26 protein-coding genes, 1 tRNA gene and 1 pseudogene are annotated in these 24,919 nt (G+C 63.4%); 16 read left to right on the plus strand and 12 right to left on the minus strand.

Going from position 1 to position 24,919, the window contains the following annotated elements; all coding sequences use genetic code 11:
- Window positions 1–26: 26 nt before the first annotated feature.
- Together AB4Y43_RS23220 and AB4Y43_RS23225 are read right to left on the minus strand one after the other, a co-directional pair.
- Window positions 27–905 (minus strand): patatin-like phospholipase family protein, encoded by an 879-nt coding sequence (locus AB4Y43_RS23220; RefSeq protein ID WP_342949131.1) that lies wholly within the window; start codon window positions 903–905, stop codon window positions 27–29.
- Between the two features lie 48 nt (window positions 906–953).
- Window positions 954–1,358, minus strand: coding sequence for a PaaI family thioesterase (locus AB4Y43_RS23225; protein WP_368728886.1), 405 nt, complete (start codon window positions 1,356–1,358; stop codon window positions 954–956).
- A 262-nt stretch (window positions 1,359–1,620) separates the two neighbouring features.
- Here AB4Y43_RS23225 and AB4Y43_RS23230 point away from each other — a divergent pair.
- Window positions 1,621–1,696, plus strand: a tRNA-Lys gene (locus AB4Y43_RS23230).
- 70 nt (window positions 1,697–1,766) lie between these two features.
- Here the strand turns inward: AB4Y43_RS23230 and AB4Y43_RS23235 are convergent.
- Together AB4Y43_RS23235 and AB4Y43_RS23240 are read right to left on the minus strand one after the other, a co-directional pair.
- Complete coding sequence (locus tag AB4Y43_RS23235) at window positions 1,767–2,024, minus strand: hypothetical protein (RefSeq protein ID WP_342949132.1); 258 nt, start codon at window positions 2,022–2,024, stop codon at window positions 1,767–1,769.
- A gap of 332 nt (window positions 2,025–2,356) precedes the next feature.
- Complete coding sequence (locus AB4Y43_RS23240) at window positions 2,357–2,551, minus strand: hypothetical protein (protein WP_069264575.1); 195 nt, start codon at window positions 2,549–2,551, stop codon at window positions 2,357–2,359.
- A 328-nt stretch (window positions 2,552–2,879) separates the two neighbouring features.
- On the opposite strand from AB4Y43_RS23240, the gene adh reads away from it, so the two are divergent.
- The 4 genes from adh (at window position 2,880) to AB4Y43_RS23260 (ending at window position 6,718) form a co-directional block, all read left to right on the plus strand.
- A complete protein-coding gene (gene adh / locus AB4Y43_RS23245; protein ID WP_368682668.1) occupies window positions 2,880–4,400 on the plus strand; it encodes an aldehyde dehydrogenase in 1,521 nt (506 codons plus the stop codon).
- Between the two features lie 102 nt (window positions 4,401–4,502).
- On the plus strand, window positions 4,503–4,883 hold the full coding sequence (locus AB4Y43_RS23250; RefSeq protein ID WP_368704020.1) for a DUF779 domain-containing protein: 381 nt from the start codon (window positions 4,503–4,505) through the stop codon (window positions 4,881–4,883).
- Between the two features lie 100 nt (window positions 4,884–4,983).
- The gene (locus AB4Y43_RS23255; protein WP_368728887.1) at window positions 4,984–5,466 is read left to right on the plus strand and encodes a GyrI-like domain-containing protein; all 483 of its coding nucleotides are present in this window, start codon (window positions 4,984–4,986) and stop codon (window positions 5,464–5,466) included.
- Between the two features lie 580 nt (window positions 5,467–6,046).
- Window positions 6,047–6,718, plus strand: a complete 672-nt coding sequence (locus tag AB4Y43_RS23260) for a SagB/ThcOx family dehydrogenase (protein WP_069264568.1) — start codon at window positions 6,047–6,049, stop codon at window positions 6,716–6,718.
- Between the two features lie 75 nt (window positions 6,719–6,793).
- Here AB4Y43_RS23260 and gyrB read toward each other — a convergent pair whose 3' ends face one another.
- The 3 genes from gyrB to dnaA form a co-directional block, all read right to left on the minus strand.
- A complete protein-coding gene (gene gyrB / locus AB4Y43_RS23265; RefSeq protein ID WP_368728888.1) occupies window positions 6,794–9,268 on the minus strand; it encodes a DNA topoisomerase (ATP-hydrolyzing) subunit B in 2,475 nt (824 codons plus the stop codon).
- 113 nt (window positions 9,269–9,381) lie between these two features.
- On the minus strand, window positions 9,382–10,485 hold the full coding sequence (gene dnaN / locus AB4Y43_RS23270) for a DNA polymerase III subunit beta (RefSeq protein ID WP_028203240.1): 1,104 nt from the start codon (window positions 10,483–10,485) through the stop codon (window positions 9,382–9,384).
- Between the two features lie 274 nt (window positions 10,486–10,759).
- The gene (gene dnaA, locus AB4Y43_RS23275) at window positions 10,760–12,343 is read right to left on the minus strand and encodes a chromosomal replication initiator protein DnaA (protein ID WP_342949137.1); all 1,584 of its coding nucleotides are present in this window, start codon (window positions 12,341–12,343) and stop codon (window positions 10,760–10,762) included.
- Window positions 12,344–12,766: 423 nt separating this feature from the next.
- On the opposite strand from dnaA, the gene rpmH reads away from it, so the two are divergent.
- From rpmH to yidC, 4 genes and pseudogenes are all read left to right on the plus strand, one after another.
- On the plus strand, window positions 12,767–12,901 hold the full coding sequence (gene rpmH, locus AB4Y43_RS23280; protein WP_026120950.1) for a 50S ribosomal protein L34: 135 nt from the start codon (window positions 12,767–12,769) through the stop codon (window positions 12,899–12,901).
- 91 nt (window positions 12,902–12,992) lie between these two features.
- Window positions 12,993–13,415: pseudogene (rnpA, locus tag AB4Y43_RS23285) on the plus strand (ribonuclease P protein component); the annotation flags it as partial.
- 203 nt (window positions 13,416–13,618) lie between these two features.
- Window positions 13,619–13,849: a membrane protein insertion efficiency factor YidD gene (gene yidD, locus AB4Y43_RS23290; protein WP_028203242.1), complete on the plus strand. Its 231-nt coding sequence runs from the start codon at window positions 13,619–13,621 to the stop codon at window positions 13,847–13,849.
- A 30-nt stretch (window positions 13,850–13,879) separates the two neighbouring features.
- On the plus strand, window positions 13,880–15,556 hold the full coding sequence (gene yidC, locus AB4Y43_RS23295; protein WP_368728889.1) for a membrane protein insertase YidC: 1,677 nt from the start codon (window positions 13,880–13,882) through the stop codon (window positions 15,554–15,556).
- A 135-nt stretch (window positions 15,557–15,691) separates the two neighbouring features.
- Here the strand turns inward: yidC and AB4Y43_RS23300 are convergent, their stop codons facing one another.
- Window positions 15,692–16,111, minus strand: coding sequence for a helix-turn-helix transcriptional regulator (locus AB4Y43_RS23300; protein WP_069264560.1), 420 nt, complete (start codon window positions 16,109–16,111; stop codon window positions 15,692–15,694).
- Window positions 16,112–16,476: 365 nt separating this feature from the next.
- Between AB4Y43_RS23300 and mnmE the strand changes: the two genes are divergently transcribed.
- The 5 genes from mnmE (at window position 16,477) to AB4Y43_RS23325 (ending at window position 20,605) form a co-directional block, all read left to right on the plus strand.
- Entirely contained in the window at window positions 16,477–17,877 is a 1,401-nt protein-coding gene (mnmE, locus tag AB4Y43_RS23305) for a tRNA uridine-5-carboxymethylaminomethyl(34) synthesis GTPase MnmE (protein ID WP_368728890.1), read from the plus strand.
- A gap of 157 nt (window positions 17,878–18,034) precedes the next feature.
- On the plus strand, window positions 18,035–18,346 hold the full coding sequence (locus tag AB4Y43_RS23310; RefSeq protein WP_069264556.1) for a DUF4148 domain-containing protein: 312 nt from the start codon (window positions 18,035–18,037) through the stop codon (window positions 18,344–18,346).
- A 424-nt stretch (window positions 18,347–18,770) separates the two neighbouring features.
- On the plus strand, window positions 18,771–18,959 hold the full coding sequence (locus tag AB4Y43_RS23315; protein ID WP_368728891.1) for a hypothetical protein: 189 nt from the start codon (window positions 18,771–18,773) through the stop codon (window positions 18,957–18,959).
- A 153-nt stretch (window positions 18,960–19,112) separates the two neighbouring features.
- Window positions 19,113–19,349: a hypothetical protein gene (locus AB4Y43_RS23320; protein ID WP_069264550.1), complete on the plus strand. Its 237-nt coding sequence runs from the start codon at window positions 19,113–19,115 to the stop codon at window positions 19,347–19,349.
- A 251-nt stretch (window positions 19,350–19,600) separates the two neighbouring features.
- Entirely contained in the window at window positions 19,601–20,605 is a 1,005-nt protein-coding gene (locus AB4Y43_RS23325) for a S1C family serine protease (RefSeq protein WP_368728895.1), read from the plus strand.
- 57 nt (window positions 20,606–20,662) lie between these two features.
- On the opposite strand, the gene AB4Y43_RS23330 is transcribed toward AB4Y43_RS23325, so the two are convergent.
- The 3 genes from AB4Y43_RS23330 to AB4Y43_RS23340 all read right to left on the minus strand — a co-directional run bounded on the left by AB4Y43_RS23330 (window position 20,663) and on the right by AB4Y43_RS23340 (window position 22,392).
- Window positions 20,663–21,043 carry an ecotin precursor gene (locus AB4Y43_RS23330; RefSeq protein ID WP_368618571.1) on the minus strand — a complete coding sequence of 127 codons (381 nt, stop codon included), beginning with the start codon at window positions 21,041–21,043 and terminating at the stop codon, window positions 20,663–20,665.
- Between the two features lie 351 nt (window positions 21,044–21,394).
- A complete protein-coding gene (locus AB4Y43_RS23335) occupies window positions 21,395–21,559 on the minus strand; it encodes a hypothetical protein (RefSeq protein WP_176732878.1) in 165 nt (54 codons plus the stop codon).
- 206 nt (window positions 21,560–21,765) lie between these two features.
- Window positions 21,766–22,392, minus strand: a complete 627-nt coding sequence (locus AB4Y43_RS23340; RefSeq protein ID WP_342949142.1) for a LysE family translocator — start codon at window positions 22,390–22,392, stop codon at window positions 21,766–21,768.
- Window positions 22,393–22,886: 494 nt separating this feature from the next.
- Here AB4Y43_RS23340 and sap1 point away from each other — a divergent pair, with 494 nt between their 5' ends.
- Both sap1 and AB4Y43_RS23350 read left to right on the plus strand, forming a co-directional pair.
- Window positions 22,887–23,228, plus strand: a complete 342-nt coding sequence (gene sap1, locus AB4Y43_RS23345; RefSeq protein WP_368603750.1) for a surface attachment protein Sap1 — start codon at window positions 22,887–22,889, stop codon at window positions 23,226–23,228.
- A 202-nt stretch (window positions 23,229–23,430) separates the two neighbouring features.
- On the plus strand, window positions 23,431–23,985 hold the full coding sequence (locus AB4Y43_RS23350) for a YaeQ family protein (protein ID WP_069264536.1): 555 nt from the start codon (window positions 23,431–23,433) through the stop codon (window positions 23,983–23,985).
- 17 nt (window positions 23,986–24,002) lie between these two features.
- On the opposite strand, the gene AB4Y43_RS23355 is transcribed toward AB4Y43_RS23350, so the two are convergent.
- Window positions 24,003–24,413, minus strand: a complete 411-nt coding sequence (locus tag AB4Y43_RS23355; protein ID WP_368728892.1) for a VOC family protein — start codon at window positions 24,411–24,413, stop codon at window positions 24,003–24,005.
- Window positions 24,414–24,919: the final 506 nt, after the last annotated feature.

Below are 24,919 nucleotides of genomic sequence, written 5' to 3' on the forward strand. Positions count from 1 at the left end.
TCTGATTTCGATGCGGCCGCGTGCGCTCAGGCGTTAGCGGCCGCTTCCATGACCTCGGGCAAACGCGCGAGGAACCGCTCGCCGTCCACGCGGCCGAGGTTGTAGGCGTGCTGCATCTGCTGCGGGCTCGTGTAGTCCCAGCTCGAGATCGGCACCCTGGCCGACGGCTGCACGTAAAGGCGCTGCTGCACGCCCTGCGTTGCCTGATGCCGCACCACGAACATCTGCGGACGCGGATAGAGCCGCGTCACCATCACCAGCACACGGCCGGGCGTGTCGTCGAGCGCGCCGACCGGCACGTTGTCGACCATCCCGCCATCGAGCACCGGTCGGCCGTCACGCCGCAGCACCGGCGTGAACGGCGGCGTGCATGACGACTGCAGGATGAGATCGGCCAGATCCTCCACGCTCGCGCATTCCTGCGCCGTCACGAATTCCGGATGAAACCCGAGCCTGCGCCCGAGCGTCGGGTGCAGCGTCTTGCGGATATGTTTTTCGATGTTGTACGCGATGAGACCCGCCGCCACGGCGCTGCGCGCGCCAAGCCAACGCGGCACATGCGACACGCCGATGCGGATCTCAGGCGCGTCCTGAAGCTGCGTGAACGGCTCGCCGTAGATGTCGAGCAACGCCTGGCGATAGATGCGGTAATGCGGAAACACCGACTCGCCGCGCAGCAGATTGCCCCAGTAGGCGTTGCGCTTGTTGTGGCGCAGCGCTTCCTCGTAATAACGCATGACCCAGTCGGCGTCGCGCGTGTAGAGCATGCACGCGGTGGCCGCGCCCGCCGAGATGCCCGTAATGACGCGCGGGCGAATGCGCAGCTCGGGCTGGACGATGTCCCAGAACCCCGCCTGCCACCAGCAGCGATTGCCGCCGCCGGCGAAAACCACCTGATCGAACATGCCTTCTACGTCCTTCGAAGCGACCGAAACCGATCGGAAGCGCCAAGCTTAATCGAGCAGCGCGTAGGTCGAGGTCGCGTGCACGGCCATCCGGCCGTCTTCGTCGTAGAGTTCTATTTCACCGAACACCAGATTGCGGCCCATGCGCAGCACGCGCGCCGTCACGACCACGTCGCCCTTGCGCACCGCGCGCATGAAATTGGTGTTCAGCGCAACAGTCGTCATGGGCTTGAAGCCGCCGAGCGCGGCCGTGATCGCGACGATCATGGCCGTATCCGCCGCCGCCATGAACACCTGGCCGCAGATCACGCCGCCCGAATGGCGCAGCTCGCCGGAAAACGGCAGGCGCAAGGTGGCGCTGTCTTCCGAGACCTCGACGGGCTTCATCCCGAGCGCGCGCACCCAAGGGGCCAGCACGCGCTCCAGCAGCGCGTCGATTGCGTTGTCGTCCATCGTTTGCCTTTGTGGATTGCCGTGCGACGATTCCAGCCGATCACAGCCGACCTTGGCGAACCGGCGGTGCACAGCGACTAGCTCGAAACCTGGTTTGACCCAAGCGTGGCGACATCATACCGGGACGGCACGGCGCCCGTGGTGAAGGCACAAACGCCCGCGTATATACGGAGCCTGCACCGCATCGACAAACTATTTTCAGATAATTTGCAGAAGGGGCTTGCCAAGCCCGGAAAAGTCCTGCATAATCTTTCTTCTGTTGGGGGCGTTAGCTCAGTTGGTAGAGCAGCGGACTCTTAATCCGTAGGTCGAGTGTTCGAGTCACTCACGCCCCACCAGCGAATTCAGCCAAAAAGCCCGATCCTTGCGATCGGGCTTTTTGCATTTCTCCGCGGCCACGGGCCTGAACTACTTCACGCGCCTCACATGACGCGACGCCCGCTTCGGACGCGGCAGCCAGCGGCCGAGCGCCTCGAAGCCGTCGAGCTGGCGCAGCAGCGTGTCGACGGTCGAAAGCTGAACGTGGGTTAGATGGTTTTGCTTGAGAAGCGCGTGCAAGCGCTTGCGCCAGTACGCGACACCCATCACCGGCATTTCGAAATCGCCAGCCAGCGACGGTGGCATCACGCGCGCGATGTGCGCGATTTCCTGTTCGACGAATGTCATGGCCTTCCCCGTTGTCCTGCCGTGGTTTCTTATCGTATGAAGTACTGTAGGACGCTCCGGGGCGCTCGCCAGCCTACCCGTATAGATAGGTAACCAATAGTCCGACTAAATTGGGGATGGACGCCGCTGAAAGCGGCGCCTAGCTGCCCGACGCTTGCGCTTCGCCGGTCACCGGCAAGCCGGTCTTTCACTTTCCACGCTTGCCAGGTCCGAGACGCCATGGATGGCGAAAAACTTCGGAATCCGGACCATCGAAGTCCGCTCCGCATGCTTCGCTTTTCGGACTCTCTTCGGCATCACGCTCGCTATCCAGATCGTCCAGCCGCCAGCGCTCAGAGGAACGGCTTGCCGTCCACCTGTTCATAGACGACGTTGCCGTCGTCGTCTTCGAACTGCTCCAGATAGTTACGGGCGCCACACAGCGGACACCGGAACAAGGGCCCCTGCCCTTCGTTCTTGATCACGACCTCGCTCTGTTCCCACGGGGTGCCGCACGACTGGTTGCGGCAAACGAATGTACTCGACATGCAAACTCTCCTGACTGTTACGGGTGCAAAGCCTACCGCAAGTGCGGCCCGCGCGCCGCAAATCTCCGACTCCCGCCGCAATTACGCTCCCAGGCTGTTCACTTCCTGAGCAGTTGGCCGCCCTTCTGTTCCGGCCTGACGCAATCCTTTCTCCGACCTGAAGGCTCGCGCGCAGCGCATTCGCGCGGCATGACGCGCTGGGCCTCGACCGCCCGGCAAAGCGCCGCTGCGCCGCCGCGCTGGCATGGTTCTCGCGTTAGCGTGCCGCGGTAGCGCGGCCTCGCCGCGTCCATCCATATCGAGATCGAGAACACAGAGGAGCACGCAGATGAATCACGCGGACATGCAATTCCTGACTACCGAATTCCCGTACAAGAAGCAGTATGGCAACTTCATCGGCGGCGAATGGGTCGCGCCGCTCGGCGGCGAGTATTTCGACGATATTTCGCCGATCACCGGTCACGCGTTCACGTCCATCCCGCGCTCGCGCGAAGCCGACATCGAACTCGCGCTCGACGCCGCACACAAGGCCAAAGCCGCCTGGGGCAAGACTTCGCCCACCGAGCGCGCGAATATCCTCAACCGCATTGCCGATCGCATCGAGCAGAACCTCCACAAGCTCGCCGTGGCCGAGACCATCGACAACGGCAAGCCGCTGCGCGAAACGCTCGCCGCCGACATCCCGCTTGCCGCCGACCACTTCCGCTATTTCGCGGGCTGCGTGCGCGCACAGGAAGGCGGCATCTCGGAGATCGATCACGATACGGTCGCGTATCACTTCCATGAGCCGCTGGGCGTGGTCGGCCAGATCATTCCGTGGAACTTCCCGATTCTCATGGCCGCGTGGAAGCTCGCGCCCGCGCTCGCGGCCGGTAACTGCGTCGTGCTCAAGCCCGCCGAGCAGACGCCCGCATCGTTCCTCGTGCTCACCGAGCTGATTCAGGACCTGCTGCCGGCCGGCGTGCTCAACGTGGTGAACGGCTTCGGCCTCGAAGCCGGCAAGCCGCTCGCCTCGAACAAGCGCATCGCCAAGATCGCCTTCACGGGCGAAACCACCACGGGCCGTCTCATCATGCAGTATGCGAGCCAGAACATCATTCCCGTGACGCTGGAGCTCGGCGGCAAGAGCCCGAACATCTTCTTCGCCGACGTGCTCGACCATGACGACAGCTATTTCGACAAGGCGCTCGAAGGCTTCGCGATGTTCGCGCTCAACCAGGGCGAGGTGTGCACGTGCCCGTCGCGTGTGCTCATCGACGAGAAGATCTATGACCGCTTCATGGAGCGCGCGCTCAAGCGCGTCGCGGCGATCCAGCAAGGCCACCCGCTCGACACGAAGACGATGATCGGCGCGCAGGCCTCGCAGGAGCAGCTCGAGAAAATCCTCTCGTATATCGACCTCGGCAAGCAGGAAGGCGCGCAGTGCCTGATTGGCGGCGAGCGCAACAGCCTCGCCGGCGAACTCGGCGAGGGCTATTACGTCAAGCCCACTGTCTTCCGCGGCCACAACAAGATGCGCATCTTCCAGGAAGAGATTTTCGGACCCGTGGTGTCCGTCACCACCTTCAAGACCGAAGAGGAAGCACTGGAAATCGCCAACGACACGCTCTACGGCCTCGGCGCAGGCGTGTGGACGCGCGACGGCACGCGTGCCTACCGCTTCGGGCGCGCGATCCAGGCGGGGCGCGTGTGGACCAACTGCTACCACGCATACCCGGCGCACGCGGCGTTCGGCGGCTACAAACAGTCGGGCATCGGGCGCGAGAACCATAAGATGATGCTCGACCACTACCAGCAGACGAAGAACCTGCTCGTGAGCTATAGCGAGCAGCCGCTCGGGTTCTTCTGAACGCACTGCGTGCCCTGAGCGTCGCGCGCGTTGGTTGGCGGTCGAGAGGCCGCAATTGCGCGCGACGCCCCCTTCGTAGCCTCTCGAGAGGAGCGTCACGACATGGTCGAACGCGTTACCGCCACGCCGGCCGCGCTCGCGCTGATCGAGCAGTTGGCGCGCGAGCACGGGTCCCTGCTCTTTCACCAGTCGGGCGGCTGCTGCGACGGCAGCGCGCCCATGTGCTTTCCCGTCGGCGAGTTCATGGTCGGCAATGCCGACGTGCAGTTGGGAGAAATCGGCGGGATGCCGTTCTATATGACCCAGGCGCAGTTTGAATACTGGCAGCACACCCAGCTCATCATCGACGCCGTGCCAGGCAACGGCGGCATGTTTTCGCTCGAACGACCCACGGGCCTGCGCTTTCTCACGCGCTCGCGGCTCTACGACGACGAAGAGAACGCGTGGCTCGAGGCGCATCCGGTGACACGCGTGAGTTTGTGACGCTCGAGCGCCCGGCACGCCAGGGGCGTCGCACCGGGCGTGGTGCTATCTTGGTTCGCAGGCGCTGCGCCATCGCGCGGCCATCGCACCAGGAGACGCCATGATGCAAAACCACGACGTGAAACTACTCACCCTCGAGCCGATGGACCTGCTCGCCGTCAGCCACGTGGGTCCGTACATGAAGATCGGCGACGCGTTCTACACGCTCGCGCAATGGCTCGGCGAGCGCAACGTGCGCACGTCCGGCTCGAAGATGGTCGGCATCTATTACGACGATCCCAATACGGTCGAAGAGTCGAAGCTGCGCTCGAAAGCGGCGCTGCATCTGGGGCACGAAACCGACGTGGAGATCGTGGCGCCCGTTGAGAAGTTCCAGCTGCGTGGCGGCGAGCACGCGATGATGCTGCACAAGGGGCCGCATCAGGCGCTAGGCCAGGCTTGGATCTGGTTTTACAACGAAGGGCTCAATAAGCTCGGACGCACGCCGGACTTTTCGGCGCCTTCGTTCGAGGTTTATCTGAATACGCCCGATGAGGCGGCGCCGGACGATTTGAAGACGGAGCTTTATATCCCGCTCGCATAAGGCAGGCGATTCGCACACTTCGAACGATGCCGCCGGGACGTTTACGGCGGCATCTTCGTTTCCGATGCGAGGGTTCTAAGGTTTTAATAACGTATGTATACGTAAACGTAGTAATAGTTAACAAGCCCCTGGGTATTCTGTGGATAACCCCGGAAAACCATTGAGTAAACAAGGCTGTGGAAAAACCATAACCTTGCGGGCGTTAACGGGACAACACGAGGCAGCTGCTGGCAACTTTTCCACAGTTTGCGTGCAGACGAAGTTATCCCCGATTCATGCACAGTGATTTCCAGGGGTTTTCCGGCAGTTATCCGCCGGGGGCTGTGGATAGTGCAGAGCGCGAATTGCCGCTGTCTTCCACACAAAAAAATGGCGCCCTCAAGGGCGCTTTTTCGCTGCTGTAAATCGCGATGTTGAATCGGACCTCGCAATCTCGAATTTACGGTCTATAACTTCTGCGAGTGGGCCAGTGGTGACTATTGATCAAATTGCGCCATGGTCCGGGTGTCGCTCGAAAACGTGAAACAGTGAGAATCGCGAAGGCCATCGAGGCCTGCTCCGTCACTCATGGAGGCGCCGGATGAAACGCCGTGAACTGCTGGCCGCGCTGGCTGCGGGCGCAATGACCCAGGTTTCCACCAGCCAGGCGCAGGAGAGCCCGGCGAAGTACACCAATGAGATCGCACTGCCCAAGCCCAAAGTCTCCGGCACGGTCTCTCTCGAGGATGCCATCCAGCGGCGCAGGTCCGTACGCAGGTTCCGGTCCGACGCGTTGCCTGTCGAGACCATCGGCCAGCTGCTGTGGGCCGGCCAGGGCGTGACCAGCCCGGACGGCAAGCGCGCGGCGCCTTCGGCCGGCGCTTTGTTTGCGCTTGAACTCTACATGGTGACCGCCGCAGAGGTGATGCACTACGTGCCTCAAGGCCACCGCGCGCAGACGCGAGCGACGCCCGACATGCGCCCCAAGCTGCAAGCGCTTGCACTCAACCAGGCGTCTGTCGGGGCGGCGCCGGCCTTGATCGTGGTGGCTGCCGATCCCGGCCGGCTCAAGCAGCGGTATGGGGGGAGAGCCGGCGTGTATAGCGATCTGGAGGCCGGGCACGCCGCCCAGAACATGCTGCTGCAGGCCGTTGCGCTCGGGCTCGTCGCCGTGCCCGTGGGAGCGGTCGATGGGCCGCAGGCAGCGCACGCGCTCGGTTTGCCTGCCGGGCAGAGCGTCGTCTATGTCATCCCGGTGGGTTTCGCGGCTTGAGTTGCGGCGTGAGGCCGTACAAAAAACAAACGCCCGGGAAACCGGGCGTTTGTTGTTCAATGCAGGCGTAGACGATCAAACGTCGATATTCCCCGCCCGCAGCGCATTGCTTTCGATAAACGCGCGACGCGGCTCGACGTCGTCGCCCATGAGCGTCGTGAAGATGCCGTCGGCAGCGATCGCGTCTTCGATCTGCACGCGCAGCAGACGCCGCACCGTCGGGTCCATCGTCGTTTCCCACAGCTGCCCGGGGTTCATTTCGCCAAGCCCCTTATAGCGCTGCTTCGACACGTTGCGCTCGGCGTCGGCGATCAGCCACTTCATCGCGCTCTTGAAGTCGTTCACGGCCATGCTGCGCTCGCCGCGCTTGATCACGGCGTTCTTGCCGATCAAACCCTTGAAGGTATTGGCCGTGTTCACGAGCTGCTGATAGTCGGCGGTGAGCTGGAACTCCTCGTCGATCACCGAGACCTTCACGTTGCCGTGATGGCGGCGCTCCACGCGCAGCGAACGTTGCTCGCGCACCTGGTCGTACATCGGCACGACGCTCACTTCAGGCTTGAGCGGATCGTCGCGCAGCTGCGCTTCGAGTGCACGCGCCGAAGCCTCGGTCGAGGCTTCGCTCGACAGGTCGATCGCCACGCCGTCCATGATCGCTTCGAGCGCACGCTCGTCGTACAGACGCGAGAGACGATCCACCACGCCGCGCGCAAGCTGGTACGAGCGCGCGAGTTCGCCGAGCGCGTCGCCGGAGATCGGCGTCGCGCCTTCGCTCGGCACGAGCTCCGAGCCTTGCAGCGCGAGACGCAGCATATGCGCGTTGAGCTCCGAATCGTCCTTGAGATAACGCTCGTCCTTGCCCGCCTTGAGCTTGTACAGCGGCGGCTGCGCGATATACACGTAGCCGCGCTCGATCATCTCCGGCATCTGGCGATAGAAGAACGTGAGCAGCAGCGTGCGGATGTGCGCGCCGTCCACGTCCGCGTCGGTCATGATGATGATGCGGTGATAGCGCAGCTTGTCGAGGTTGTAGTCGTCCTTGCCGATGCCGCAGCCGAGCGCGGTGATCAGCGTGACGATCTGCTCGGAAGACAGCAGCTTGTCGTAGCGAGCCTTTTCGACGTTCAGCACCTTGCCGCGCAGCGGCAGGATCGCCTGGAACTTGCGATCGCGGCCTTGCTTGGCCGAGCCGCCTGCCGAATCGCCCTCGACGATATAGACCTCCGACTTCGCCGGATCCTTTTCCTGGCAGTCGGCGAGCTTGCCAGGCAGGCCCACGCCGTCGAGCACGCCCTTGCGGCGCGTCATTTCGCGCGCCTTGCGCGCGGCGTCACGCGCGCGCGCGGCGTCGACGATCTTGCCGCAAATGGTCTTCGCGTCGTTCGGCGTTTCGAGCAGGAACTCTTCGAGCGCCTTCGCCACGACGTCTTCGACCGGCGCGCGCACTTCCGAGGAAACCAGCTTGTCCTTCGTCTGCGAGCTGAACTTCGGCTCCGGCACCTTCACCGAAAGCACGCACGACAAACCTTCGCGCATGTCGTCGCCCGAGGTTTCCACCTTGGCCTTCTTGGCGATTTCGTTGTCGGCGATGTACTTGTTGATCACGCGCGTCATCGCCGCGCGCAGACCGGTCAAGTGCGTGCCGCCGTCGCGCTGCGGGATGTTGTTCGTGAAGCACAGTACGCTTTCGTTGTAGCTGTCGTTCCACTGCATCGCCACTTCGACGCCCACGCCGTCCTTCTCGCCCGAGATGTAGAAGATGTTCGGGTGCAGGACCTGCTTGGCCTTGTTGATGTACTCGACAAAGCCCTTCACGCCGCCCGCGAAAGCGAAATCGTCTTCCTTGCCCGTGCGCTGGTCGGTCAGGCGGATGCGCACGCCGTTGTTCAGGAACGAGAGCTCGCGAATACGCTTGGCGAGAATGTCGTAGTGGTACTCCACGCTGCCGAAGATGGTTTCGTCGGCCATGAAGTGCACTTCGGTGCCGCGATTTTCGGTGTCGCCGAGCAGTTGCATGGGCGAGACCGTGTGGCCGTCGCGCTCTTCGAGCACACGGTTCTGCGGCACGCCACGGTGAAATTCCATGAAGTGCTTCTTGCCGTTGCGGCGCACCGTGAGACGCAGGAAGCTCGAAAGCGCGTTTACACACGACACGCCCACGCCGTGCAGGCCGCCCGAGACCTTGTAGCTGTTCTGATCGAACTTGCCGCCCGCGTGCAGCTCGGTCATGACGATTTCGGCGGCGCTGCGCTTCGGATCGTGCTTGTCGTCCATCTTCACGTCCGTGGGAATGCCGCGGCCGTTGTCGGTGATCGAGATGGAGTTGTCCGCGTGGATCACCACGCGGATGTCGTTACAGTAGCCGGCGAGGGCTTCGTCGATCGAGTTGTCCAGCACTTCGAAGACGAGATGGTGCAGACCGGTGCCGTCCGACGTGTCGCCGATGTACATCCCGGGCCGCTTGCGCACTGCCTCCAGACCTTCGAGGATCTGGATCGACGAGGCGCCATAGCTGCTGTTGTCGGGTTGCGAGTTGTTCGTATCAGTCATGGAATTTTCCGGTTCTGCGTACTGCCTGTGTTACTGCTCGAGACTTTTTCAAAAAGCCATAAAAACGCCAAAGGGGCGCAGCGCCCCCTGGTGTTCTTCTTCTGTCGCGCTTTTTAGATGCGCATCGGCATCACCACGTACTTGAATTCCTCGTTCTCGGGAATCGTGATGAGTGCGCTGGAGCTGGCGTCGCCGAGGCTCACTTCCAGCGTGTCGACCTTCAGGTTCGCGAGTACGTCGAGCAGATACGTGACGTTGAACCCGATGTCGATGGTGTCGCCCTGGTAGGCGATTTCCAGCTCTTCCTGCGCCTCTTCCTGGTCGGCGTTGGTCGACATGATCTTGAGCTGGCCCGGCTCGATGATGCAGCGCACGCCCTTGAACTTGTCGGACGTGAGAATCGCCGCGCGCTGGAGCGAGCGTTGCAGTTCTTCGCGGCCGATCTGGAAGGTGTTCTTGTGCGCCTTCGGGATCACGCGCTGGAAGTCGGGGAACTTGCCTTCCACGAGCTTCGAGACGAGCTCGACCTGGCCGAACGTGAACTTGACCTGGGTCGAACCGATGTCGATCTTCAGCACGTCGTCGATGTCTTCGAGCAGGCGCTGGAGTTCGAGAATGGTCTTGCGCGGGATGATGACTTCCTGGCGCGCGAACGAGCCTTCGATCTTCATCGAGGAGAACGCGAGGCGATGGCCGTCGGTGGCGACTGCCATGAGCTGGTCGCCGTCCACGACGAGCAGCATGCCGTTCAGGTAGTAACGGATGTCCTGCTGCGCCATGGCGAAATACACCATGCCGAGCAACTGGCGGAACGTCTTCTGCGGCACCGCGAGGTTCGCGCCGAAGTCCTTGGCCTGCGCCACCGTGGGGAACTCGTCCGCGGCGAGCGTTTGCAGGGCGAAGCGGCTCTTGCCCGACTGCACCGTGAGGCGCTTGTCCGCGAGCGTGAGCGTGACCTGGCCGTCGGGCATCGCGCGCAGGATGTCGAGCAGCTTGCGTGCGGCGACGGTCGTGGCCACCTGGTCGTTGCCGACGCCGAAGTCGGCGGTCGTGGTGATCTGCAACTCGAGGTCGGTCGACAGGAACGAGACGTCGGAACCGGTTTTGGTGATCAGCAGATTGGCGAGGATCGGCAACGTATGGCGGCGTTCGACAATGCCGCTCACCGTTTGCAGCGGCCTCAGCAGGTTATCGCGTTCGGTCTTGACCAGTTGCATAGAGTTCCTTCGTTGATGTGACGGACTGCGCGCCCGCCTGGCGCCGGTTTTGCCGACGTGACCCCACGAAAGTCACGCGGCTTTGGCGCCGCTCAGGCGGTTAATGCGGCACAGGCCGCGGCGGTGGTTCCCGCCCCGGACCGCCGGGCGGTTAAACCCATATTGTGCCTGAAAACGGACCACTTCCCTAAATTGGGGGCGATCCGCGAAATAAACAGGGCAAACCTTTCGGGATCGACGTCCGCCCGGCCATTGCGCTGCCGCCTGATGCGTCTTACCCCTTCAGCGTCTGCTCGAGCACGTGCAGCTCGTGATTGAGCTGGGCGTCCTTGGTGCGTTCGTCGGCGATCTTGCGCACGGCGTGCAGCACCGTGGTGTGGTCGCGGCCGCCGAACAACTCGCCGATTTCCGGCAGGCTCTTCTGCGTGAGCTCCTTGGCCAGATACATGGCGATCTGGCGCGGGCGCGCGATGTTCGCCGGGCGCTTCTTCGAATACATGTCGGCGACCTTGATGCTGTAGAAGTCCGCCACCGTCTTCTGGATGTTTTCGACCGAAATCTGGCGGTTCTGCACCGTCAGCAGGTCCTTGAGCGCTTCCTTGGTCAGCTCGATCGAGATCTCGCGGCCGTGGAACTTCGAATACGCGAGGATCTTGCGCAGCGCGCCTTCGAGTTCGCGCACGTTCGAGCGCAGGTGCTTCGCGACGAAGAACGCCACGTCCTCGTTCAGGCTCACGCCTTCCGATTGCGCCTTGCGCATCAGAATGGCCACCCGCATTTCGAGCTCCGGCGGCTCGATCGCCACGGTCAGGCCCGAGTCGAAGCGCGAGATCAGACGGTCGTCGATACCCGAGATTTCCTTCGGATACGTATCGCTCGTGATGATCACCTGCGCCTTGTTGGCCACGAGCGCCTCGAACGCATAGAAGAACTCTTCCTGCGTGCGCGACTTGCCCGAGAAGAACTGAATATCGTCGATCAGCAGCAGGTCGAGCGAGTGGTAGTAACGCTTGAAGTCGTCGAATGCCTTGCGCTGGTAGGCCTTCACCACGTCGGACACATACTGTTCTGCGTGGATGTAGCGGATACGCGCGCCCGGCTTGTCGAGCAGGAGCTGGTTGCCGATCGCGTGGATCAAGTGGGTCTTGCCAAGGCCCACGCCGCCGTAGAGGAACAGCGGGTTATACGAGATCCCGGGGTTGTCGGCGACCTGGATGGCGGCCGCGCGCGCGAGCTGGTTCGCCTTGCCCGTCACGAAGTTGTCGAACGTGAGCACCGGGTTGAGCTTCGAGCGCTCGTAGGTCGGGTCCGGCTCGCCGCTCGAAGCGGCCGCAGCCGCGCCCTGGCCCGGACGCCATGTGCGGCGGCCGGCGGCGGCTTCGTTGGCGTCGAGGCTGGGCAGATCGAGGTCGGCGGCGTCATCGGCCGTGGCCTGCGCGGCGGCGGCCGACGCGGCATGCACCATGCCCGCGAGTCCCGTCCCGCCCGTCACGGCGGCCGGCTGCGGCGCGGCGGCTGCGCTCATGACCGATGCGGACGCCGGCGCGGTAGCCAGCGGCGCGCGCGACGCGGCGGCGGGCGCCGGTGCGACGTGAGGCGCGCGCATGCCCGCCTTCGGGTCGAGGACGAACTGCACGTCGACGGGGGTCTGCCAGAAGTCGCGCGCCAGATCGGTGATCCGGCCCGAGAACTGGCTCTTGACCCAGTCGAGCTTGAAACGGTTGGGAGCGGCTATCTGCAGCGTGTTCGCCGCAGCATCGAAGGCAACCGGGGCCAACGGTTTAATCCACGTCACGTACTGCTGGGGCGTTAGCTCACGCTCCAGTAGTGCGGAACAGTGTTGCCAGAATTCGTTCATCGAGTTGCTGTGGTCGTTTTGTTTGCATGCGTTGCGGTCGCCCCGCTCTTGTCGCACGGATGCGACGAGGCCCTGACGAGGCGACGGCAATGGCTCCGGAAGCCCGCGCGGCAAAGGTCTTGCGGCAAGCAGGCGGGCCGGAGCGGCATGCAGGATTCTTGGGATAGGCGAGATTCTAACGCCGAAATCCCCTCACCAGGAAGTTATCCACAGGGACGGATCAACGCACGCTCGTTCGTGCCCTCACCACGGCCGATGCAGGCGCTGCGCTGCCGTTCGAGAAGGTTCGATCGCCTAAGCTATTGACGGCCAACGAAAAACCGGCTTAAATAGCGGGTTCCTCGAAAACCAATCCCTAGTACCACCGGCCATTGCCTTTTTCCGCGATGCTCGCCGCGGTCATAACTCAACAGTGAGAGCAACATGAAACGTACTTTCCAACCTTCCGTTACCCGTCGCAAGCGTACCCACGGTTTCCGCGTGCGCATGAAGACCGCTGGTGGCCGCAAAGTGATCAACGCACGCCGTGCGAAGGGTCGCAAGCGCCTCGCCGTCTAAGTCGGGCAGCATCGCTATCAGCGAAATCACGGGTAGCGGCCCGCTCGCGAGCACGGCGAACAGGACGAACCTGGTAACTGATCGGGGCGTCATGCCGTCGCGAACGCAAGCCGCTTTTCCGAAAGCCGCAAGGCTACTGAAAACGGATGAGTTCTCATCCGTTTTTCGTTTGCGCCCCTGGCGCCGCACCGAGCACTTCGTCGTGTACGGCCGGCCCACCGGCAACGAGGCGCGGCTCGGGCTCGTGATCGGCAAGAAGTACGCACCGCGCGCGGTCACGCGCAACCTGGTGCGCCGCATTGCCCGTGAAGCGTTTCGTGTGCGCCGGGCGCAGTTCGAAGGGTTCGACCTGCTGCTGCGCCTGCATACGAAGTTCGACCGCAAGGCGCTGCCGGGCGCGTCTTCGCCGGGGCTCAAAGCTTTGTGCCGCGGCGAGATCGAAACGCTGCTCGAAAAGGCCGCGCGCGAAGTCACGCGGCGTGGCGGCGCTGCGCCTGCGACATCTGCGCGCACCCCTTGCGCAACGCAGGCTGCGGCACCAAGTGAGCAGGCAGCCGGGGAACCGGCGCAGGCCCAGGCCGGTAAAGATTTGCCGCCGGACGAGAGCAAGACCCGCGCATCATGAGCGGGGCGCGCGAGTCCGGCATATCCGACGTAGCCGCCGCGCAAGCGGCACGTGGTTCGTCATCGAACGCGGCGCAGCCAGGCCGCAACGCCATGCAAACGGTATTGATCGCACTGCTGCGTTTCTACAAGCTTGCCGTGAGTCCCCTCCTCGGCAGCCGGTGCCGTTTTTATCCTTCCTGTTCGGATTACGCACGCGAGGCAATCCAGTATCATGGCGCCGCGCGTGGGACTTACCTCGCCGCGCGGCGACTGTGCCGCTGCCATCCGTTTTCGGCGGGCGGCGTCGATCTCGTCCCGCCTGCATCTCCGAAAAAGCGCTGACGCGCCATTCCATCGACACTGAGACAACGCATGGATATCAAACGCACCGTCCTATGGGTCATCTTCTTCATGTCAGCTGTCATGCTGTACGACAACTGGCAGCGCGACCATGGACGCCAGTCGATGTTCTTCCCGAACGCGACGCAAACGCAGACGCAATCCGCCTCGAGCGGCCCTGCGCCGGCTAGCGCCGCCAACGGCGCGTCCGACCTGCCGACGGCCGCTGCCGCCGCGGGCCAGGCGCCGACGAACACCGCCCAGCCGGCTGCAGCCGCAGCACAGCTCGTTCACTTTCGCACCGACGTCTACGACGGCGTGATCGACACGCGCGGCGGCACGCTCGTGAAGCTTTCGCTCGTGAAGGAAAGCGCCGACGGCAAGGGTCCCGACCAGTACATCACGTTGTTCGACCACACGAACGACCACACGTACCTCGCGCGCACCGGCCTGCTCGGCGGCGACTTCCCGAACCACAACGACGTGTTCACGGCAGCCGAAGGCCCGCGCGAGCTGACCGGCGACGCCAACTCCTTCCAGATCGCGCTGCAGTCGCCCGAGAAAGGCGGCGTGAAGGTCACCAAGACCTACACGTTCACGCGCGGCAGCTACGTGATCGGCGTGGACTGGAAGGTGCAGAACGTCAGCGGCGCGCCGGTTTCGCCCACGCTCTACATGGAAATCGTGCGTGACAGCCAGCCGGTCGAAACGCCGCGCTTCTCGCACACCTTCATCGGGCCGGCGGTGTACTCGAACGAGCATCACTTCCAGAAGATCACGTTCGGCGACATCGACAAGAACAAGGCCGACTTCGTGACCCAGGCCGATAACGGCTGGATCGCGATGGTGCAGCACTACTTCGCGACCGCGTGGATTCCGCAGCAAGGCGTCAAGCGCAGCATCTACGTCGAGAAGTTCGACAACTCGCTCTATCGCGTGGGCATGAAGCAGCCGCTCGGCACGATCGCACCCGGTGCGACGAATACCGTGCAGGCACGCCTCTTCGCAGGTCCCCAGGAAGAGCGCATGCTCGAAGGCGTCGCGCCGGGCCTGGAGCTCGTGAAAGACTACGGCTGGGTGACGATCATCGCCAAGCCGCTCTTCTGGCTGCTCGAGAAGATCCACGGTTACGTGGGCAACTGGGGCTGGTCGATCGTGCTGCTCACGCTGCTCATCAAGGCCGTGTTCTTCCCGCTCTCCGCCGCCAGCTACAAGTCGATGGCGCGCATGAAGGAAATCACGCCGCGCATGCAGGCGCTGCGCGAGCGCTTCAAGAGCGACCCGCAGAAGATGAACGCGGCGCTCATGGAGCTCTACAAGACGGAGAAGGTGAATCCGTTCGGCGGCTGCCTGCCGGTGGTGATCCAGATCCCGGTGTTCATTTCGCTGTACTGGGTGCTGCTCTCGTCGGTGGAAATGCGTGGTGCGCCGTGGATTCTCTGGATTCACGACCTCTCGCAGCAGGACCCGTTCTTCATCCTGCCGGTGCTGATGGCCGTCTCGATGTTCGTGCAGACCAAGCTCAACCCGACGCCGCCGGACCCCGTCCAGGCGAAGATGATGATGTTCATGCCGATCGCGTTCTCGGTCATGTTCTTCTTCTTCCCGGCCGGCCTCGTGCTGTACTACGTCGTGAACAACGTGCTGTCGATCGCGCAGCAGTACTACATCACGCGCATGATGGGTAAGGGCAAGAAGAAGCCCGCCTGAGTGCCGGGGCGGCAGTGATGCCGCCGCCTGAATCCAGGCTCGAAAAAAAGCCGTCCGGTGCGAACCGGACGGCTTTTTGCGTTATCGGACCGCCATTTCCTTGACGGCGCAGAGCGCAGCGTTCGTGTGTGCGCGTTAGTTCTTCTCGGCGTCGCCGTAGAATTGGGCGACCAGTTCTTGCACGAGATAGCGGTGATGGGCGCTGAGCGATTCGATCTTCGAGGCCAGTTCGAGCGTTTCCTCGGAAACCGGATATTTGCCGTCAGGCTTGCGCGGCCTCGGCACGCCAGAGCCGGCATTGCCCGGAGGCCCGTAGTGCAGCCAGTGGATGTCCACGTCGAACCATTTCGCCAGCGTCTCCAGCTTGTCCTGCGTGGGAATGGTGCGACCGCTCAGCCACTTGTGAGCGGTTTGCGGCGAAACCGGATGCTCGCCGTGATGGCGCAGATTGAACCGGTTCGCCAGGTCGGTGCTGCCGCGTAGCTTTTCGGGCGCGCGCTTCATGGCGAATCTGAGACGTTCGGCAAAAGCGGCTTTTTCGTTGGTGGTCGGCATGGGCCAGATTGTGCAACCAGAAATTGCCGAAGATGACAACCAGTTAGGCTACATTTAACGTATAAAAGCAATAATTCACCTGCTTCTGGTTGCCGTATGACTTCGGTCGAGATCTCCCATGAATTCCCGTGTGGCACGATGTTGGCGAGATCCAGCGCCTGAATTATCTGAAATCCGACAGAATTCCTTAAAGACTAATCTTAGCTAAATTAAGATAAAACGAGACGGCTCTTAGCTGGGTGTCCAGTCGAAAACGCTCTGTCCGGCGCGTTACAATGCCTCGCGTTTTGCGAGTGCTTGCAAGACCGCAGTGAGTCCCCGCACTCCATCCCGATTCCAGTCCTGCCCTACGGTCCACGCCCATCATGCTCGCCACCGATTCCGATCCCATCGTCGCCATTGCTACCGCGCCCGGACGCGGCGGGATTGGTGTCGTGCGCGTGTCGGCCGGCCGCGCCGGCGCGGGGGCGACCGCTGCGTTGATGCAGGCCCTCACGGGCCAGGACCTGGTTGCGCGCCACGCGAGCTATGTGCCGTTCCTCGACGGCGCCGGCACGGTGCTCGATCGCGGTATCGCGCTGTCGTTCCCCGCGCCGCATTCGTACACCGGCGAGCACGTGCTCGAACTGCAGGGCCACGGCGGCCCGATCGTGCTGCAACTCGTTTTGCAGCGCTGCATCGAGGCCGGCCGCGAGTTCGGGCTACGCCTCGCGGAACCTGGCGAATTTACGCGACGCGCGTTCCTCAACGACAAACTCGATCTGGCCCAGGCGGAAGCCGTGGCCGACCTGATCGAGGCGAGCACCGAGGCGGCGGCGCGTTCGGCGGGCCGCTCGCTCGACGGCGCGTTCTCGCGCGACATCCACGCGCTCGTGGACGACGTCGTGACGCTGCGCATGCTCGTGGAGGCGACGCTTGATTTCCCCGAGGAAGAGATCGACTTCCTCGAGGCCGCGGACGCCCGCGGCAAGCTCGCACGCATTCGCGCGCAACTCGACCACGTGCTCTCCGAAGCGCGCCAGGGCGCGCTGCTGCGCGAGGGCCTTTCGGTCGTGCTCGCGGGACAACCCAACGTGGGCAAGTCGTCGCTGCTGAACGCGCTGGCAGGCGCGGAGCTCGCGATCGTGACACCCGTTGCCGGCACCACGCGCGACAAGATTTCCCAGACCATCCAGGTCGAGGGCATTCCGCTGCATGTGATCGACACGGCAGGTTTGCGCGACACCGAGGACGAGGTCGAAAAGATCGGCATCGAGCGCACGTGGAGCGAGATCGGCCGCGCAGACGTGGTGCTGCATCTGCTCGATGCGCGCACGGGCATGAACGCCGAAGACGAGGTGATCGCCGCGCGCTTTCCCGCCGGTGTGCCGGTCGTGCGCGTGCTCAACAAGACCGACCTGACCGGCGTGCCGCCAGAAGTGGCGCAGCGTCGTGCCGGCAACGGCAGCGAAGTGTGCGAGTTGCGTCTTTCGGCGAAACAGGGCGACGGTGTTGGGCTGCTGCGCGCCGAGTTGCTGCGCATTGCGGGCTGGCAGGCGGATGCGCAGAGCGTCTATCTCGCGCGCGAGCGGCATCTCATCGCGCTGCGCGCGGCGCGCGAGCATCTCGCGCAGGCGGCAGCGCACGCCGACCAGAATTCGCAATTGCTCGATCTGTTCGCCGAAGAGCTGCGGCTCGCGCAGGAATCGCTGAATTCGATCACCGGCGAATTCACGTCCGATGACCTGCTGGGCGTGATTTTCAGCCGGTTTTGTATCGGGAAGTAACCCGCAAGCGCGCCCAGCCCCGCCCCATTCTTCTCCAGCCTGGAACAATCCCTTCGAAGGCCGAGGGTTAACCCTCGGCGGCAATCCTCCTAGACTTTCGCTCATCGGATGCAGACACGTTGTCGCACCGAATCAAAAGCCAAAGGAGGTAGTTAGCATGAAGTCCCTGATCCAGACCGTAGCCGTAGCCGTTGCACTCGTGGTGCCAATGGCATCGTTCGCGCAATCGAATGCGCCCGTCACGCGCGCCCAGGTGCGCGCCGAGCTCGAACAGCTCGCGAAGGCGGGTTGGCATCCGGGCGCAGGAGCGGACCCGCACTACCCCGACGATCTTCTCGCAGCCGAAGCCAAGGTAGCCGCCGCGAACGGCGCAACGAGCGGCTATGGCGGCGTGGCAGCGGGCAACTCGGATGCAGGCCGCCCGGCGGTGCCGAAGGCCGACTGGAACGCGATGTATAACCATCCGTAACAAGGCGATACTGCTAAAACACCCGCGATGATCCCGCGCAGGCGTTTCGCATAGCTAAACGAATACCTCCGCCGTCGTTGACGCGACGGCTTCGCTCGGGCCTTCGGGCCTGGGCGCTTTTTCCAGCGACCGTCGATCAAACTGGCGACGCTGTTCAAAAGCGAAGCTTGTTCAGCCTCATCTCTGCGCACTACGAGTTAACTGCCGGGTCTTTAATTCGTAGTGCGATCAATAAAGAATCCCACTAGCGGGCGATTGTTTTGTGCTGGCTTCAACGCTTGTGCTCGCTAACGCGCCCTTCTCTGCCTCCACGAACGCCCAGCGCCCGCTGCGTGCGGCTGTAATTTGTGGACACACATCGTTGCTTTTCCAAACCCTTGCCGCATCGTGGCTCGTCGACAATCAGTGGCATAGGAGAACGACGATGAAAACACTCTTCTGCATTATTGCTCTGGCTGGCTTGTCGGCCGGCCTCACGGGTTGTGTGGTGGCGCCGCCTTACGCGTACGCGCCTGCGCCGGCCTACGGCTACGCGCCGGGCTACTATGCGGCGCCTTCGGTGGATATCGGGGTTGGCGTGGGCGGCTATTACGGCCGCGGCTGGCGACGTTAAGGGGACCGTAACAAGCCGTCTGAAAGGTTGACGTCCGACCTTTGAGCTTGACCTATCCGATGTGATAGCTGGACACGCGCCGCCGCCGAACTAAAGTGGCGAGACACGTCTTCACAAGACAACGAGGCGTTGGACCAGCGCACGGGGGCACTCATGAGATTCATCGACGAAGAGATCGCGCATATCATGCGCGCGACGGCTCCCTCGTTATCCGCCGGCACGACGCCGGCCGTCTTTTCATTCGATTACTGGTACAAGCGCCTTTGCACGCTGCTCGACCTCGCCCAGATTACGCCGTCCCAGTTCCGCACGGTCGACGCGCTCATGGTCGAGCTCGAAGCGCGTCGGGCCGCGACCGGCGCGGCGGTGCGCGAGGCGCTGGCCGCCTGACTCCCGAGTTTGCTTCGCGAGCGCCCGGCGCCGCGAATTCCCGCTTAACCTCGCCATGTCACCCGAGCATGGATTAGCCCGCGCGAGCGGGCTTTTTTCTTTTGCGAAGCGCTCGCCAGCGGGCTGGCAGCCGCAGTCAAGAGCTTGACGATTCGGCCGGCCCGGCGCCCGCTCTTGAAAACGTCGCGCGCCCCCTGCATGTAGAGCCCACTTTTTCGGAGATTCAGATCGTGGGCAGACGACCTTCCTTCATTGACGATCTGGCTCGCGGCGTCCCTTCCGACGGCGCGGGCCAGCGCCCGGGCTTCGATGACGACGTGCTCCTCGACGCCTATTCGCGGACCGTGATCGGCGCGCTGGAGCGCGTGCAGCCCGCCGTCGCGCATATTGCCGTCGAGCGCCGCGCATCGGGCCAGGCGCCTGCGCGCGGCGGTAGCGGCTCGGGCTTCCTGTTCACGCCGGACGGCTATTTGCTGACGAACAGCCACGTCGTGCATGGCGCAAGCAAGCTGAGCGTGACGCTCGCGGACGGCACGACACAAAGCGCCGACCTTGTCGGCGACGACCCGAGCACGGATCTCGCCGTGCTGCGTATCGGCGCGGCGGAGGCGCTGCCGCACGCGCAGCTCGGCGACTCGGCGGGCCTGCGCGTCGGGCAGATCGCCATCGCCGTAGGCGGCCCGCTCGGCCTCGCGCAAACGGTGACGACGGGCGTGGTGTCTGCGCTCGGGCGCTCGCTGCGTTCGGAATCCGGCCGCATGATCTACGACGTGATCCAGACCGACGCCGCGCTCAATCCGGGCAACTCGGGCGGTCCGCTCATCAATTCGGCGGGTCAGGTGATCGGCGTGAATACCGCAATCATTCCGGGCGCGCAGGCCATCTGCTTCGCCACGGCCATCGACACGGCAAAGTGGGTCATCACGCAGCTCTTCGCACACGGCCGGGTGCGGCGCGCCTATATCGGCATTGCCGGCACCACGGTGCCGATCGCACGCAAGGTGCAGCGCTACTTCAGCCTGAGCGCGACGACCGGCGTGCGGGTGATGGAGATCGTCAAGGGCAGTCCCGCTGCGCTCGGCGGCCTGCGCGTGGACGACACGATCGTGACGATCGACGGCGTGCCGGTCGACGGTATCGACACGCTGCAGCGTCTCTTCGACGTTTCGCGCATTGATCGCACAGTGGAAATCGGTGTGATCCGCTTGACGCAGCGGCTCAACCTGAGCGTGACGCCCGTCGAGCAGACGAGCTAGACGCGGGGAACCACCGAAGTGATGGGCGGCGCGCCGTGGCGTGCGCCGCTTCAAGCATTACCAGCCGCTGCCAGGCTGAGCATAAACCGGCTGTTGTCCGTAGCCGGGTTGCGCGTAGCCGTCGTCATATTGCGGCGGAGGCGGCGCGGGCTGGGCTGGCGCGCAGGGCACGTAGCGGCCCGAATACTGGTCGTAACACGCCGCGCCGGCCGGAGAGGCGGCATAGACCGGCGCCGGCTCGGCATACACGGGCGCAGGCTGCACATAGGCCGGCTGAGCCGGGTAGGCCACCGCCGGGCCGCTGTTGAGCACGGCGCCCACTGCGGCGCCAATCAACGCGCCGCCAACCAGCGCACCCACGACGTCACCGCCATGATCGTGCGCGCTCGCGGGGCCGGCCGCCACCGCACACCCCCCCAGCACCAAAACGGCTGCCATCTTTCGCATGTCGTTCTCCCTGAGAACCTTTGAAAACATGCGAGCGATTGTCAGCCTGATTGCTGGATACAGGTGCTGCAAGTGGTAACGCTGAATTACGGAGGTGTGGCTTGCCAGCGCGCGCTGGCCGGGAGTGATTCCCGTCAGCGTGCGTGCTCGCCGTGCGCGTCTGCCTCGTGCGTGTGCGGCGTGCTACCGCGCTGCCCGGCAGACGGACAGAGAAGGGTGAGCGCGACGGACAGCACCATCAGCACGAACAAGGCGACGAAGTACGATCCAGGAGAACTCGAAATCCACGAGTGCCACCCATGTGTGCTTCGGCGTGTTCATCCGCGCGATGCGTGCTCCCGCTCAGTGATGCAGAAGGCTGCGTAGCGGATGACGCCAGTCCATATGATGTCCGTCTCCCGCTTCTACGCGCTGTCGATGCTCCTCGAGGATTTCGTCGGAAAACAGGAAGACGACAATGACAAGGGGAATCACCAGAAACGCGCCCAGTATTACGTGCTCGATCACGATTACCTCCTGGTTGTCAAGCGGTTTGCAATTGCATTGTAGCCAAGACGCGACAGTTTGCACATTGGGCGCGCACCGAAGCTTGAAAACAATGTTCGCCAACCATCACAACCCGCGCTGAGCAGCCTGCGTGCCCGTTCACAGCCCGATTCGCGGGGCTCGGGGTGGGCCCCGCATCCCGGTCGCCGTCGATCCGCATGCGCCGCTTATGCCGCCGCCTTTTTCCACGCGGCGGCAAAGAGCCCGGCGCCGATGAGCAGCGTGCCGCCCGTACGATTGACGACGCGCTGCACGCGCGGGCTGCGCACGACCTTGCGCGCGGCCGCTGCGAGCAGCGCATAGACGAGCGCGTTGAGCGTCGCGAGCACGAGGAAGGTGGCTTCGAACACGACGATCTGCGATGTCATGGCCGCATGCGGATCGATGAACTGCGGCACGAAGGCGACGAAGAAAATGATGCTCTTCGGGTTGAGCGCGGTAACCGCGTAGGCATGCGCGAAGATGCGGCCGGTGCGCGTCTCGGAGGTGTCCGGTGCGTCGCCAACGCCGACGGGCGCGCGCCAGAGCTTCACGCCCAGATAGATCAGATAGGCGGCGCCAATCCATTTGAGCACCGAGAACAGCGTGGCGGATGCCGCGAGGATCACGCCGAGTCCGAGCATGGAAGCGGTCATCGCCGTGAAGTCGCCGAGCGCGACGCCGGCCGTGGTTGCGAGCGCGTAACGGCGGCCGTGGCCAAGCGCGTAGGAAACGACCAGCAGCACGGTGGGGCCGGGAATCGCAACGAGAATGGCCGACGCGATCGCGAACGGTAGCCAGTGAGCGAAAGTCATGGGGTTCCTCCATTGGGAAGCCCGATTTATCCACGAACTTTTGCCGTATGCAAGCGCGGCGCGCGGCTTCGTTTCGCGAGCCTCATGGAGCGCCTGGCATCCTTTTTATTCTGTCGCCAATCCATTAATGAGCGCGCGCCCGATGGGCGCTCGCGCGACTTTAGGTGCAATGCGTCATGGGCGCGCGGCGATCTATTAAATCGTTTAAATCAAAAGCGGATTCGATTTTCGTATCCTGGCTATAACCGCCCGCGCCTTGTTGGATAAGGCGCAGGACGATGTAATCGATGCTTCGAAGTGCTGCTGGACGCCCCTCAGCGCCAGGCTCGATGGGAAAGCGGTGCTCGACGTCATGCTGCAAGCCTCCACGGCTGTTGCGAGCGCACACAAGTCGGGCTTGCAGTCTTTCGGCAGTTTTCTATGTTTAAAGACGCGGGTGAGGCATGAGAGTTAAATACATAGCTAACCTGAGTAGAGACCCGCAGGAGGCAATCATGAAAAGGCTATCCGGTATCGTCGTCGCGGCTGCCAGCCTGGCTTGCGTCGTCGCGGTTCAGGCTCAGGATGTGAGCGTCAAGCCGCAGCAAACGGTGCAGCTCAAGCCGGGCTCCTATGGGTGCCTCACGAAAGACAAGCTCGACGCCGTCGCGCTTCACGAGCAGGCCGGCGAGCATCAGCAGATGCAGGAATACTTCACGGGATTCCAGTGTCTGTCCACACCCGACAACCAGTCGTTCCGCGTCGTACAGGTGGTGGGCCACGACGTCGAATTCGTCAACGCGGCGAATGGCGACCAGCAAGGCCTCTGGACCACGGACCGCTTCATCAAGCAGTAAGGCCGTCTCTCCCAACGCGCCGCTCGACACGGCCCGACGCACGCGCGTCGCGCGCCGCTGTCAAATCCCCGTCACTTTCTCGTCAGACCATCCGCATTGCGTCGCGCGACGCCTCGACGCGCGCTGCGCGTCCACTCGACCGGCACATGGCTTGCTAGAAACTTCGCTATCATGTGCGGCTTTCGCGCGACCGGAATTCGGTATGGCACTCAAATCGACCATTTACAAGGCAGAACTGCAGATCGCGGACATGGACCGGCACTATTACGCCGACCATGCGCTCACGATCGCGCGCCATCCGTCCGAAACCGACGACCGCATGATGGTCCGCATCGCGGCGTTCGCGCTGTTTGCGGGCGAGCGGCTCGAATTCTGCAAGGGACTCTCCGATACGGACGAGCCCGATCTCTGGCGCAAGGACTATACGGGCGCGATCGAAACGTGGATCGAGGTCGGGCAGCCCGACGAGCGCCGCATTGCCAAGGCGAGCGGGCGTGCAGGCGAGGTCATCGTGATCGCCTACGGCGGGCGCACCTCCGACATCTGGTGGCAAGGCGTGCGCAACAAGGTCGAACGCCTGCGCAACGTGACGGTCTGGTCGTTGGGCGAGGGCGTTGCCGCGTCGCTCGGCGCGCTGGCCGAGCGCACCATGCGCCTGCAATGCACGGTGCAGGACGGCGCGGCGTGGATCGGCAATTCGAGTGCTGAGCCAGTGGCTGTCGAATGGAGCGTGTTCAAGGCGCCCGAGAACGTCTGAAAGCAGGCTGCGCGCCCTTAAGCGTGCGGCGGCCCCTTGAGTTCCACCATGTTGCCTTCCGGGTCGAAAAGATACAGCGACGGCCCCAAACCCTCCGCCCCATAGCGCTCGACGGCATGGCCGGGACGCGCGCCATGCTGCGTCAGATGCGACGTGAGCGCCTCGGCGTCGAACGGCTCCACGCGCAGACAAAGATGATCCATGTTGCCGGTCGCGCCGGCAGGCGCTGCGCCGGAACCCCGGTCGAGCGGGCCGCCGATCGTCACGAGATCGATCAGCGAGCGTCCCGCGCGCAACTGCACGAGGCCGAGATCGCGCTGTTCACGCTCCGGCTCGCAACCGAGTACTTCGCAATAGAAACGCGTCATGGCGGCCATGTCGGCGGCCTGGATAACGACGTGATCGATCTCGCGAATCTGGATCCGCATGGCGTCCTCAAGGTCGTGCTGGGATTCTCATGATGAACCTGTGGACGCGGGGCTGCGCAGAAGGCGCGCATTTCACCGAGCCGCGCCAACCGGAATCGGCCGCAGCAGGGCGGCAGCAGAACAGTGGGAACCGGCGGAAAATAGCTTTGGGCGCTGCGGCCGGGGAAACGCGGGACGAAAAAAAGCCCGCTGCAGTGAGCGGGCTTAATCCATATCAGGAGGAGACATGGAGGAGACAGGAACGACTATACCGAGTCGGCTGTCGCGACGCAACAACTTTTTAAGGGAAAACCCGCAAAGTTGTCATTTTGTCGCACGGGAATCGGCGAGACGCCACCAGGGATTCACCGAAGGCCATAAAAGTACGCGATCAGGCGCGCCTTCACGGCCCATGTCGACCGCAATGAAAGCGCAAGATCCGGCGCGCCGTCGTCCGTACGCGAAGTTAGAGTAAGGGCATACAGACAGGCACTTCGAGGAGCCTCAAATGAGCGCCGTCCCTGCAA

Origin of the sequence: Paraburkholderia sp. BR10872 (assembly GCF_040965835.1) — a bacterium.
GTDB lineage: Bacteria > Pseudomonadota > Gammaproteobacteria > Burkholderiales > Burkholderiaceae > Paraburkholderia > Paraburkholderia nodosa_A.

Bases quoted from the DNA above. Each gene is read 5' to 3' on its own strand.
- sap1 (WP_368603750.1), top strand. From the start codon at position 22,887: ATGAAAAGGCTATCCGGTATCGTCGTCGCGGCTGCCAGCCTGGCTTGC.
- AB4Y43_RS23355 (WP_368728892.1), bottom strand. From the start codon at position 24,413: ATGCGGATCCAGATTCGCGAGATCGATCACGTCGTTATCCAGGCCGCC.
- AB4Y43_RS23340 (WP_342949142.1), bottom strand. From the start codon at position 22,392: ATGACTTTCGCTCACTGGCTACCGTTCGCGATCGCGTCGGCCATTCTC.
- mnmE (WP_368728890.1), top strand. From the start codon at position 16,477: ATGCTCGCCACCGATTCCGATCCCATCGTCGCCATTGCTACCGCGCCC.
- dnaN (WP_028203240.1), bottom strand. From the start codon at position 10,485: ATGCAACTGGTCAAGACCGAACGCGATAACCTGCTGAGGCCGCTGCAA.
- AB4Y43_RS23260 (WP_069264568.1), top strand. From the start codon at position 6,047: ATGAAACGCCGTGAACTGCTGGCCGCGCTGGCTGCGGGCGCAATGACC.
- AB4Y43_RS23255 (WP_368728887.1), top strand. From the start codon at position 4,984: ATGATGCAAAACCACGACGTGAAACTACTCACCCTCGAGCCGATGGAC.
- AB4Y43_RS23225 (WP_368728886.1), bottom strand. From the start codon at position 1,358: ATGGACGACAACGCAATCGACGCGCTGCTGGAGCGCGTGCTGGCCCCT.
- AB4Y43_RS23330 (WP_368618571.1), bottom strand. From the start codon at position 21,043: ATGGCAGCCGTTTTGGTGCTGGGGGGGTGTGCGGTGGCGGCCGGCCCC.
- rpmH (WP_026120950.1), top strand. From the start codon at position 12,767: ATGAAACGTACTTTCCAACCTTCCGTTACCCGTCGCAAGCGTACCCAC.
- yidD (WP_028203242.1), top strand. From the start codon at position 13,619: ATGCAAACGGTATTGATCGCACTGCTGCGTTTCTACAAGCTTGCCGTG.
- AB4Y43_RS23350 (WP_069264536.1), top strand. From the start codon at position 23,431: ATGGCACTCAAATCGACCATTTACAAGGCAGAACTGCAGATCGCGGAC.
- AB4Y43_RS23320 (WP_069264550.1), top strand. From the start codon at position 19,113: ATGAGATTCATCGACGAAGAGATCGCGCATATCATGCGCGCGACGGCT.
- AB4Y43_RS23235 (WP_342949132.1), bottom strand. From the start codon at position 2,024: ATGACATTCGTCGAACAGGAAATCGCGCACATCGCGCGCGTGATGCCA.
- AB4Y43_RS23310 (WP_069264556.1), top strand. From the start codon at position 18,035: ATGAAGTCCCTGATCCAGACCGTAGCCGTAGCCGTTGCACTCGTGGTG.
- adh (WP_368682668.1), top strand. From the start codon at position 2,880: ATGAATCACGCGGACATGCAATTCCTGACTACCGAATTCCCGTACAAG.
- yidC (WP_368728889.1), top strand. From the start codon at position 13,880: ATGGATATCAAACGCACCGTCCTATGGGTCATCTTCTTCATGTCAGCT.
- AB4Y43_RS23250 (WP_368704020.1), top strand. From the start codon at position 4,503: ATGGTCGAACGCGTTACCGCCACGCCGGCCGCGCTCGCGCTGATCGAG.
- AB4Y43_RS23315 (WP_368728891.1), top strand. From the start codon at position 18,771: ATGAAAACACTCTTCTGCATTATTGCTCTGGCTGGCTTGTCGGCCGGC.
- AB4Y43_RS23240 (WP_069264575.1), bottom strand. From the start codon at position 2,551: ATGTCGAGTACATTCGTTTGCCGCAACCAGTCGTGCGGCACCCCGTGG.
- gyrB (WP_368728888.1), bottom strand. From the start codon at position 9,268: ATGACTGATACGAACAACTCGCAACCCGACAACAGCAGCTATGGCGCC.
- dnaA (WP_342949137.1), bottom strand. From the start codon at position 12,343: ATGAACGAATTCTGGCAACACTGTTCCGCACTACTGGAGCGTGAGCTA.
- AB4Y43_RS23300 (WP_069264560.1), bottom strand. From the start codon at position 16,111: ATGCCGACCACCAACGAAAAAGCCGCTTTTGCCGAACGTCTCAGATTC.
- AB4Y43_RS23220 (WP_342949131.1), bottom strand. From the start codon at position 905: ATGTTCGATCAGGTGGTTTTCGCCGGCGGCGGCAATCGCTGCTGGTGG.